Here is a 9255-nt window from a genome sequence, read left to right as displayed (position 1 = left end):
CTCCGAGGCCCTGGTGGACCTGGGCGCGGTCGCGCACAACGTGCGGGTGTTGCGTGAGCACGCCGGCGGCGCGCAGGTCATGGCCGTCGTGAAGGCCGACGGTTACGGGCACGGCGCGGGGCCGGTGGCTCGCGCGGCGCTGGCCGCGGGCGCGGCGGAGCTCGGGGTCGCCACCATCGACGAGGCGCTTGCCCTGCGCGCCGCCGGCGTGCTCACGCAACACCCGCACGTTGTGCGCGACCGCGCCCAGGTCCACCAGGGCCTCGGCGAGGGCACCCGGCGTCACGGAAATCGGCGTAACGGCCACGGCGGCCATTGTCCCAGAAGCGCCGTGCGGGCCCTTATTCTCCCGGCATTCTCCCGGCACTCTCCCGGCACTCTCCCGGCTCAATGGATGCGATCGCCAATGCGCTGGAGGACTTCCGACCTCACCCGCCCGGGGTCCGGTAGCCCCAGCGCCACCACCTTCACCAGCACTGTTGCCTTCACCAGATAGCCGAACGGCACCGACCCGGCGCTTCCGTACAGCGTCGCGCCGTCCGGTCTGGTGACCCCGTAGTCGTAATCCGGGTCACCCAAGGCGGCGCAGGCCTTCAGCAACGAGTCCACTCGATCGAATTGCGCTCGTGCCACGCCGGCATCCGGATAGACGGCGACGGACTGCAAGATGTCGGCCATCACGTTCGCTTGGCCGGGTCCCGGACTCATCGAAGCGGCATACGCTTCCGCCCGATACTGCGTCCACCCCGTGCCGAACGAAAGATCGTCCTGATACGGCGGCTGACACGGTGGGGGCGCACCCGCCTTTGGGTAGTGGCTGGGTTGGTGCTTCGTCGGTGAAGCGCGCAGATCGTCGATGCCGGCGGTCCGTGCCACCTCGGCAACGCCAACGATCAGGCCGTTGATGTCGTCCGGCGCCGCCGACGGCGTCGCCGAGGTGGTGTCGACGCGCGTCGTGGCGTGGGCGCAACCTGACACGACGAGTGCCACGCAGCAACCGATCCCCAACGAGGTGCGTGCTCGCCCGACCAACCCATTAGACGTCATCGAATCGTCCGCAGCGCCCGGTCAGTGCGCGAAGTGCTCGGCCTTGTAATGCCCGCCCGGCTTCAGCTTGTCCAGGCTGGTCAGCGCCGTGCGGGCGTCGTCGTGCAGCGCCCGCGCCAGGTCGGCGGACAGGCCCTCGCGCACCACGATGCGCAGCACCGAGACGTCGGTGGCGTTGTCGGGCATGGTGTAGGCCGGCACCTGCCAGCCGAAACCGCGCAGCTCGTGGGAGACGTCGAACTCGGTGTAGCCCAGCCCACGGGCGAGCCGGAACGCGACCACCGGGATGGCCGATCCGTCGGAGATCAGCTCGCAGTGTTCACCGGTCCGCAGCTGCTCGCCCAGCCACCGCGCGGTGGACGACAGCGCCTGCATGACCTGCGTGTAGCCCTCGCGGCCCAGGCGCAGGAAGTTGTAGTACTGGCCGACCACCTGATTGCCGGGCCGGGAGAAGTTCAGGGTGAAGGTCGGCATGTCGCCGCCCAGGTAGTTGACGTGGAACACCAGGTCTTCGGGAAGGTGCTCCTGGCTGCGCCACACCACGAACCCGACGCCGGGGTAGGTCAGCCCGTACTTGTGGCCGCTGACGTTGATGGACACCACCCGCGGCAGCCGGAAGTCCCACTTGAGCTCCGGGTGCAAGAAGGGCACCACGAACCCGCCGCTGGCGGCGTCGACGTGCACCGGGACGTCCACGCCGCCGTCGGCGGCCAGCTTGTCCAGCGCCGCGCAGATCTCGGCGATGGGTTCCAGCTCACCGGTGTAGGTGGTGCCCAGAATCCCCACCACGCCGATGGTGTTCTCGTCGACGGCGTCGACGACCTGCTCGGGGGTGATGACGTAGCGCCCCTCCTCCATCGGCAGGTAGCGCGGTTCGACGTCGAAGTAGCGGCAGAACTTCTCCCAGACCACCTGGACGTTGGACCCCATCACCAGGTTCGGGGTGCGGGTCTTCCAGTCCTTCCCGATCTTGGCGCGCCACCGCCACTTCAGCGCCAGCCCACCGAGCATGACCGCCTCGCTGGAGCCGATGGTCGACACCCCGATGGCGCTGTAGGGGTCGTCGTCGCGCAGGTTCTCCGCGTGGAACAGGTCGGCGACCATGCACACGCACCGCTGCTCGATGGCCGCGGTGGCCGGGTACTCGTCCTTATCGATCATGTTCTTGTCGAAGGTCTCGGCCATCAGGCGCGACGCCTCGGGGTCCATCCAGGTGGTGACAAACGTGGCCAGGTTGAGCCGCGAACTGCCGTCGAGCATCAGCTCGTCGTGGATGAAGCGGTACGCGGCGTCGGGGTCCATCGACTCCTCGGGCAACCGCAGCGCCGGCACCGGCGCGGTGAACAGGCGGCCGGTGTAGGCCGGCGCGATCGAGTGGGCGGGCATGGACGGGTGTTGGGGCACTCCGGGTTTCCTCTCTGGTGCGGGTCTGGTGCGGGTCTGCTGGGTTCTAGCGCACCAGCGCCGCCACGGCGGCGCGGATGTGCGGGACGATGCGCGACGCCGAGGTGGGCGCGTCGCCGGGGCCCGGGTCGGCCGCCGACAGGGCCGCCGCCCGGGCGTGGACGAACGCCGCCGTCGCCGCGGCCTCGGCCGTCGGCAGCCCCGCCGCGAGCAGCGCGCCGATCATCCCGGAGAGCACGTCGCCGGACCCGGCGGTGGCCGCCCAGGACTGCCCGGCCGGGTTGAGATAGACCGGGCCACCGGGATCGGCGACGACGGTGACGTTCCCCTTGAGCAGTACCGTCGCACCGAACGTGTCGGCCAGCTTGCGGCACGCCCCGATCCGGTCATCGCCGGGGGCACTACCCGCCAGGCGGGCGAATTCACCCGCGTGCGGCGTCAGCACCGTCGGCGCGGCGCGGTCGGCCACCAACTCGGGGTGCGCGGCCAGGATGGTCAGGCCGTCGGCGTCGACGACCACCGGCAGGTCGGTCTCCAGGGCGAACCACAGCGCCGCGGCCCCGACGTCGTCGGTGCCCAAGCCCGGACCGACGACCCACGACTGCACCCGCCCCGCCGACGCGGGGGCGGGCGAGGCGATCACCTCGGGCCACTGCGCGAGGACCTCGCGGTGCGCGCTGCCGGCGTAGCGGACCATGCCGGAGGTCGCCGCGACCGCGGCGCCGGTGCACAACACCGCGGCGCCCGGGTAGGTCGACGAGCCGGCCATGACGCCCGTGACGCCCTGGGTGTACTTGTCGTCGTGGGGTCCTGGGACCGGCCAGCGCGCGGCCGCGTCGGCGGCCTCGACGCCGAGCACGTCGGTGGGCGGCAGGTCGAGTCCGATGTCGATGAGGCGCACGCGGCCGCACTCGGCCAGCGCGTGTACCGGTTTGAGCCCGCCGAAGGTGACGGTCAGCGCGGCGCGCACCGCCGGTCCGGCCGCGGCGCCGGTCATCACGTCGATTCCGCTGGGGCTGTCCACCGCCACGACGGGGATGCCCGCGTCCTCGACGGCGGCGAACACCTCGGCCGCGTTGGGGCGCAGCGGCCCGGACCCGGAGATGCCGACCACGCCGTCGAGCACGAGTTGTGTTGCCGGCGAGACGGTTTCGATGATTCGGCCGCCGGCCTTGCGGAACGCCGCCAACCCGTTTCGGTGCGCCCGCTCGGGGTTGAGCAGCACCGCGTCGGCGGCCACGCCGCGCCGGCGCAACAACGTCGCCGCCCACAGCGCGTCACCGCCGTTGTCCCCCGACCCGACGATCGCGCACACCCGGCGCCCGGCGATGCCGCCCGTGCGGGCGCGCAACTCGCCGGCGATCTCGGTGGCCAGGCCGAAGGCGGCCCGCCTCATCAGGGCACCGTCCGGAAGGCTCGCTAGCAGCGGGGCCTCGGCCTGGCGGATCGCGTCTACGGAGTAGTAGTGCCGCACAGCAGTCACATTACGTGTCACGTTCGGGGCGTACCCTCGCGCTCGGCCCGCCGGCGGCGGCGGGCGCGGTGGCTCGAGAGGGGTGGCGATGGCACGCACGGACGACGACACGTGGGATCTGGCGAGCAGCGTGGGGGCCACGGCCACCGCCGTGGCGGTGGGCCGGGCGCTGGCCACCCGGGCCGCCGAACCGCTGATCGACGACCCGTTCGCCGAGCCGCTGGTGCGCGCGGTGGGCGTGGACTTCTTCACCCGGCTGGCCGGCGGCGAGCTGGATCCCGCCGAGGTGGACGACAACAGCGACTTCGGGATGCAGCGGATGCGCGACATGATGGGCATCCGCACCCGGTTCTTCGACGACTTCTTCGCCGCCGCGGCCCAGGACGGCGTCCGCCAGGTGGTCATCCTGGCGTCGGGCCTGGACGCCCGCGGGTATCGGCTGCCGTGGCCGGCCGGGACGACGGTCTTCGAGGTCGACCAGGCCGCGGTGATCGACTTCAAGACGACGACGCTGGCCGCGTTGGGTGCGGCGCCGACCGCGAACCTGCGCACCGTCCCGATCGACCTGCGCCACGACTGGCCGGCGGCGTTGCGGGCGGCCGGGTTCGACCCGTCGGCCCCCGTCGCGTGGAGCGCGGAGGGGCTGCTGCCGTTCCTGCCGCCCGATGCCCAGGATCGGTTGCTGGACAACATCACTGAGTTGAGCCCGGCGGGCAGCTGGCTGGCCACCGAGAACCTGCGCGGCGCCGGCGACGGCATCCAGCTGATGGGCGAGCGGATCCGCGCGATCACCGAGCAGTGGCGCCAGCACGGCTTCGACGTGGAGATGACCGACCTGTGGTACGGCGGTGACCGCCACGACGTGGTCGACTACCTGAGCGCGCGCGGTTGGGCCACCGAGGCCAGCAGCGTCTCGGAGTTGCTTGCCGCGCAGGGCCGTTCGCTGCCGCCGGGGGCCGACGAGGAGACCGACACCTCGACCGGCATACAGTACGTCACCGCCCGCCGCCCCTAGGGCCGGGCGGGCGGTGGCTCGGGCCGCCGCATCATCGCCCGAAGGCGGGCCGGGCCCAGCTGCGCGCCGGGTTTCGCGCGGGCCATCGGGTAGAAGCACAGCCCGATCAGCACGGACGTGAAGTGCCCGATCGCGGTGAAGTTCAGTTCGATGCGATCCATGGTCAGCAGCGGAAAACCGAAGATAACGAACAGGATTCCCAGGTACCCCCACCGCCACGGCCGGGAGATGTGGTAGGTCAGCATGGCCATGAGGCCGACCAGGAAGTAGCTGACTCCGATGTCGCGCGCGTAGATCAGCCGCTCGGACGCCGATCGGTCCTCGATGGCGAAATACAGCAGGCCCTCGCTGATGTAGGTGGCGAGGATGTGGGTGCTCAATCCCACCGACAGCCAACGCAATTGCCTGAGCCAGTGTTCGGCCGGCGCCAAGAAGAGGCTGAAGAGCAGCAGATACGGCGCCAGGTTCTTGCCGTCGATCCACAGCAGGCTGGCGAACAGCACGTCGAGCGGGTCGCGGGCCAGCCCGTGGATGTTGGTGGACTGGTGCAGCAGCAGCGTGTGCAGCCGGCCGCTGGGCAGCGCGTACTGCAGCATGGTCGTCAGGACCAGTACGAGCAGCCAGCCGTAGGTCAGTGGCGCGCCGCTGACGTAGTGCCAGACCGCGAGCCCCATGCGGCGCAGCCGCAACCTCACCAATGCAGATGCCACGCCGTCAACCTTCGCACGCGCGGCGCTTCGTCACTCGACTGTGACGGATTTTGCCAGGTTGCGCGGCTTGTCCACGTCGTAGCCGCGGGCCTGGGCGACCGACGCCGCGAACACCTGCAGCGGGATCGTCGACAGCAGCGGCTGCAAAAGCGTTGAGACGGAAGGAATTTCGATCAGGTGGTCGGCGTAGGGGCGTACGGTGTCGTCGCCCTCCTCGGCGATGACGATGGTGACGGCGCCGCGGGCCTGTATTTCGCGGATGTTGGACAGCAGCTTGGCGTGCAGCGTGGCCGACCCCTTCGGGGATGGCATGACCACGATGACCGGCAGATCGTCCTCGATCAGCGCGATGGGGCCGTGCTTGAGCTCACCGGCGGCGAAGCCCTCGGCGTGCATGTAGGCCAGCTCCTTGAGCTTGAGCGCCCCTTCCAGCGCCACCGGGTAGCCGACGTGGCGGCCCAGGAACAGCACGGTCGAGGACTGGGCGAACCGGTAGGCCAGCGCGGTCACCGGCTCGATCGACGCGATCACCCGCGCCACCAGGTCCGGCATGGCTTCCAGTTCCCGGTATTCGCGCTCCACCTCGTCGGGGTATTTGGTGCCGCGGGCCTGCGCCAACGCCAGGCCCACCAGGTAGTTGGCGGTGACCTGCGCCAGGAACGTCTTGGTCGACGCCACGCCGATCTCCGGGCCGGCCCGGGTGTAGAGCACGGCGTCGCACTCGCGCGGGATCTGCGAGCCGTTGGTGTTGCAGATCGCCAGCACCTTGGCCTTCTGCTCCTTGGCGTGGCGGACCGCCTCCAGGGTGTCGGCGGTCTCCCCCGACTGCGAGATGGCGACCACCAGGGTGCTGCGGTCCAGCACCGGGTCGCGGTAGCGGAACTCGCTGGCGAGCTCGACCTCGACCGGCAGCCGCGTCCAGTGCTCGATCGCGTACTTGGCGAGCAGCCCGGAGTGGTAGGCGGTGCCACAGGCGACCACGAACACCTTGTCGACCTCGCGCAGCTCCTGGTCGGAGAGCCGCTGCTCGTCCAGGACGATCCGGCCGTCGACGAAGTGTCCCAGCAGGGTGTCGCCGACCGCGGTGGGCTGCTCGGCGATCTCCTTGAGCATGAAGTACTCGTAACCGCCCTTTTCGGCGGCGGCCAGGTCCCAGTCGATGTGGAACCTGCGGTAGGCCCCGGGCGCGAGGTCCTCGTTGCCGTGAAAGTCGGTGATCCGGAAGCCGTCGGCGGTGAGCACCACCGCCTGATCCTGGCCCAGTTCGACGGCCTCCCGGGTGTGCGGGATGAACGCCGCCACGTCCGAGCCGACGAACATTTCGCCGTCGCCGATGCCTACGACCAGCGGCGTCGAGCGGCGGGCGGCGACGATGGTGCCGGGCTCGTCGGCGTTGGCGAACACCAGGGTGAAGTGCCCGTCCAGCCGGCGCAGCACCGCGAGCACGGACGCCGGGAAGTCGCCGGCGGTGTCGCCGTATCGGTAGGCCCGCGCCACCAGGTGCACCGCGACCTCGGTGTCGGTGTCGCTGGCGAATTCGACGCCCTGGGCCTCCAACTCCTGGCGTAGGCCCGCGTAGTTCTCGATGATCCCGTTGTGGACGACCGCGATCCGGCCGGCGGCGTCGGTGTGCGGGTGCGCGTTGCGGTCGGTGGGGCGGCCGTGGGTGGCCCAGCGGGTGTGGCCGAGCCCGGTGCTGCCGTCCAGCGTGGCAGGCGGCACCTCGGCGATCGCCTCTTCAAGGTTGGCCAGGCGGCCCGCCCGGCGGCTGACGGTCAACGAACCCTGGCCGTTGACCAGCGCGACTCCCGACGAGTCGTAACCGCGGTACTCCATCCGGCGCAGCGCGTCCATCACGACCTTGCAGGCAGGCTGCTGCCCGACATAGCCGACGATTCCGCACATTCTCACCAGGGTAGTGCAGGCCGCCCCCTAACCCGGTGATCCGGCGCCAGGGTGAGGCTGCCCACCTGCGCGAAGGGCCTGAGAAAGGCCCCGACAGGGTCGCGCCCGGTGGACCTCGTGGGCGCATCCGCGACGCCATTTCGCTGAATCGCCGAGTTCATGCCCATTTCATAGAAAAGGTCCGTTTTTCACCTGATGTATTTGTGACGTTTTCAATCGCGCCACCGCTACCGCTGGTCACACTTTTACAGTGAGAAGACAACATAGGTCACACCACACGAGCCGCATCGAGAACGTTGGCGCGCAACGACAACCGACACCACGGCTTGTCACTCGACGCGCCCGCGGAGTCGGCCACCAATAGGCCGCAACGACAATTCGGAACCGACAGTGAATTCGCCGCAACGGTGAACGCCCGGCCAGAAAAACGTTAATAGTTGCCGATCTCGATTTCGCGCTCGGGGGCCTTTCGCCCAACGGCCCGCCGCGCGTCGCCTGGGAGGGGAGAACGATGACCGCAGCCCTGCATGACAACGCGGCACCCGCGCCGCAAGCGCCGGCCGCGCGCGCCCAACCCGCGCCGCCGCGGCGCGAGAAGGCGTCGGCCGACGGCGGTGACCCGCTGATGAGCGCGGCCACCCGGCTGCTCACCGTTCCGATGCGCCAGATGTATGCGGTGCTGTGGCGCCTGGGCGTCATCGAGGTGCGGGTCTAGAGGCCGGTTCTGCCTGCACAGCGCGCCCGCGCGATGCGCTAACGTCGACGCGTGGCCCGCATCCGCAAGCTCGTCGCCGCCCTGCATCGCCGTGGCCCGCACCGAGTTTTGCGGGGAGATCTCGCCTTTGCCGGCCTGCCGGGGGTGGTGTACACGCCGGAGGCGGGACTCAACTTGCCGGGCGTGGCGTTCGGCCACGACTGGCTCACCGGTGCCGCGCGCTACGCGGGCCTCCTCGAACACCTCGCGTCCTGGGGCATCGTCGCGGGTGCGCCCGACACCCAGCGCGGCCTGGCCCCCTCGGTGCTCAACTTCGCCTTCGATCTGGGCACCGCCCTCGACATCGTCTCGGGTGTGCGCCTCGGGCCCGGCAAGATCAGCGTTCACCCGGCCAAGCTGGGCGTGCTGGGGCACGGTTTCGGCGGCTCGGCCGCCGTGTTCGCCGCGGCCGGCATGCCGGCCAAACCCGCCGCGGTGGCCGCGATCTTCCCCACCGTCACCAGCCCCCCGGCCGAACAGCCCGCCGCCTCGCTCAAGGTGCCGGGCCTGCTGCTGACCGGCCCGGGCGACGCGACCACCCTGAACTCCAACGCGTTGACGCTGAACAAGGCTTGGGACGCCGCCGCGCTGCGCGTGGTCAGCAAGGCCCGGCCCGACGGGCTCGCCGAGGGCCGGCGGCTGACGCAGGTGCTCGGGCTCGGCGGCCAGCACCGGCGCACGCAGCGATCGGTGCGGGCGTTGCTGACCGGGTACCTGCTGTACACGCTGGCCGGCGACAAGACGTATCGCGCCTTCGCCGATCCTGAGGAGCAGTTGCCCGGGACCGACCCGCTCGATCCCGAGGCCGTGCCGGCCCCGCTGGAAGACAAGATCGTCGCGCTGCTGAAGTAGGGGCCGCCCGGGACGTCACTGGCCCGCCTGCGGCAGCTGATCGGCCGCGATCTCGCAGGGCGTCGACGCTTCGTGCGCTGGGGGTGCCGCGGGG

The 9255-nt window shown here is 70.6% G+C and carries 8 protein-coding genes and 1 pseudogene; 4 read left to right on the top strand and 5 right to left on the bottom strand.

Going from position 1 to position 9255, the window contains the following annotated elements:
* Positions 1–211: pseudogene (locus A5700_RS27385) on the top strand (alanine racemase); the annotation flags it as partial.
* A gap of 176 nt (positions 212–387) precedes the next feature.
* On the opposite strand, the gene A5700_RS06920 reads toward A5700_RS27385, so the two are convergent.
* The 3 genes from A5700_RS06920 to A5700_RS06910 all read right to left on the bottom strand — a co-directional run bounded on the left by A5700_RS06920 (position 388) and on the right by A5700_RS06910 (position 3925).
* Positions 388–990, bottom strand: coding sequence for a sensor domain-containing protein (locus A5700_RS06920; RefSeq protein ID WP_068073312.1), 603 nt, complete (start codon positions 988–990; stop codon positions 388–390).
* Between the two features lie 78 nt (positions 991–1068).
* Positions 1069–2433, bottom strand: coding sequence for a glutamate decarboxylase (locus A5700_RS06915; protein WP_156671111.1), 1365 nt, complete (start codon positions 2431–2433; stop codon positions 1069–1071).
* A 64-nt stretch (positions 2434–2497) separates the two neighbouring features.
* Entirely contained in the window at positions 2498–3925 is a 1428-nt protein-coding gene (locus A5700_RS06910; RefSeq protein ID WP_068073316.1) for an NAD(P)H-hydrate dehydratase, read from the bottom strand.
* An 88-nt stretch (positions 3926–4013) separates the two neighbouring features.
* Between A5700_RS06910 and A5700_RS06905 the strand changes: the two genes are divergently transcribed.
* Positions 4014–4940 (top strand): SAM-dependent methyltransferase, encoded by a 927-nt coding sequence (locus tag A5700_RS06905; RefSeq protein ID WP_068073318.1) that lies wholly within the window; start codon positions 4014–4016, stop codon positions 4938–4940.
* Here A5700_RS06905 and A5700_RS06900 read toward each other — a convergent pair.
* Both A5700_RS06900 and glmS read right to left on the bottom strand, forming a co-directional pair.
* Positions 4937–5614, bottom strand: a complete 678-nt coding sequence (locus A5700_RS06900) for a rhomboid-like protein (protein ID WP_068073320.1) — start codon at positions 5612–5614, stop codon at positions 4937–4939. The two genes, A5700_RS06905 and A5700_RS06900, sit on opposite strands and share 4 nt — an antisense overlap.
* 66 nt (positions 5615–5680) lie before the next feature.
* The gene (glmS, locus tag A5700_RS06895) at positions 5681–7555 is read right to left on the bottom strand and encodes a glutamine--fructose-6-phosphate transaminase (isomerizing) (protein WP_068204574.1); all 1875 of its coding nucleotides are present in this window, start codon (positions 7553–7555) and stop codon (positions 5681–5683) included.
* Between the two features lie 511 nt (positions 7556–8066).
* Between glmS and A5700_RS06890 the strand changes: the two genes are divergently transcribed.
* Entirely contained in the window at positions 8067–8270 is a 204-nt protein-coding gene (locus A5700_RS06890) for an Rv1535 family protein (RefSeq protein ID WP_068067481.1), read from the top strand.
* 51 nt (positions 8271–8321) lie between these two features.
* On the top strand, positions 8322–9161 hold the full coding sequence (locus A5700_RS06885; RefSeq protein ID WP_068067478.1) for a dienelactone hydrolase family protein: 840 nt from the start codon (positions 8322–8324) through the stop codon (positions 9159–9161).
* Positions 9162–9255: the final 94 nt, after the last annotated feature.

The sequence above is a fragment of the Mycobacterium sp. E1214 genome, from assembly GCF_001666755.1.
GTDB lineage: Bacteria > Actinomycetota > Actinomycetes > Mycobacteriales > Mycobacteriaceae > Mycobacterium.
Note: the sequence above shows the minus strand (reverse complement) of the source record. Positions and strands in the feature narration are given on the sequence as shown.

What these genes read in the sequence shown, in the direction of transcription:
- A5700_RS06915 (WP_156671111.1), bottom strand. Translation starts at nt 2,433, where the DNA reads ATGCCCGCCCACTCGATCGCGCCGGCCTACACCGGCCGCCTGTTCACC.
- A5700_RS06905 (WP_068073318.1), top strand. Translation starts at nt 4,014, where the DNA reads ATGGCACGCACGGACGACGACACGTGGGATCTGGCGAGCAGCGTGGGG.
- A5700_RS06900 (WP_068073320.1), bottom strand. Translation starts at nt 5,614, where the DNA reads ATGGGGCTCGCGGTCTGGCACTACGTCAGCGGCGCGCCACTGACCTAC.
- glmS (WP_068204574.1), bottom strand. Translation starts at nt 7,555, where the DNA reads ATGTGCGGAATCGTCGGCTATGTCGGGCAGCAGCCTGCCTGCAAGGTC.
- A5700_RS06890 (WP_068067481.1), top strand. Translation starts at nt 8,067, where the DNA reads ATGACCGCAGCCCTGCATGACAACGCGGCACCCGCGCCGCAAGCGCCG.